This window comes from Klebsiella oxytoca NBRC 105695, assembly GCF_001598695.1.
Lineage (GTDB): Bacteria > Pseudomonadota > Gammaproteobacteria > Enterobacterales > Enterobacteriaceae > Klebsiella > Klebsiella oxytoca.
Genome location: NZ_BCZK01000038.1, coordinates 1 through 848 on the forward strand (window position 1 = coordinate 1; position 848 = coordinate 848).

Genomic DNA, 848 nt, shown 5'->3' on the forward strand with positions numbered 1-848 from the left:
TCCGGCAGCAGCAGCGCCACCAGCAGCAACAGCACCGCCGGGAAGAGGATTTTTTCCCGCTTACTCACCGTGCGCAGCTGCACCATGCGGATTTTCCGCTCCTTCTCGCTGGTCAGCGCCTTCATAATCGGCGGCTGGATTAACGGCACCAGCGCCATATACGAGTACGCCGCCACCGCGATGGCGCCGAGTAATTCCGGCGCCAGTTTCCCGGAGAGGTAAATCGCCGTCGGGCCGTCCGCGCCGCCGATGATGCCGATGGCCGCCGCCTGCGGCAGGGTGAAGCTGATGATGCCGAAGTAGTTCAGCGTCAGCGCCCCCAGCACCGTGGCGAAGATGCCGAACTGCGCCGCCGCCCCCAGCAGCAGGGTGCGCGGGTTAGCCAGCAGCGGGCCGAAGTCGGTCATCGCCCCCACGCCCATAAAGATGACCAGCGGGGCAATGCCCGAGCCGATGGCGACCTTATAGAAAATCGCCAGCACCCCGGCGGAGTAGCCCATATCCACCGCGAGGTCTTCCATCTGCCCCTGCACCGACGGCAGGGCCAGGGCTAACGCCTCCTTGATGGCGTGCACGTCCGGCGCGCAGTGGAGCTTTGCCGCAATCACCGCCAGCTGCCCGGCGTCGTGGTGGGCCAGCAGGCTCTCCAGCGCGGTCAGCGCCAGCCCGGCTTCCGGGATATTCGACAGCAGCCCGCCGAAGCCAATCGGCAGCAGCAGTAACGGCTCGAACTTCTTCGCTATCGCCAGCCACAGCAGCAGCAGGCTCACCAGCAGCATGACGGCCTGGCCGGCACCGAGGTGCATCAGCCCCATGCCCTGAATCAGGGCGTTCAGACTTTCCATTTC

General features: G+C 65.7%; 1 protein-coding gene. It reads right to left on the reverse strand.

What is annotated here, in order from left to right; all coding sequences use genetic code 11:
- Positions 1-845 (reverse strand): sodium ion-translocating decarboxylase subunit beta (locus KO1_RS26655; protein ID WP_148719769.1); only part of this gene is annotated, 845 nt, incomplete at its 3' end.
- Between the last annotated feature and the right edge of the window lie 3 nt (positions 846-848).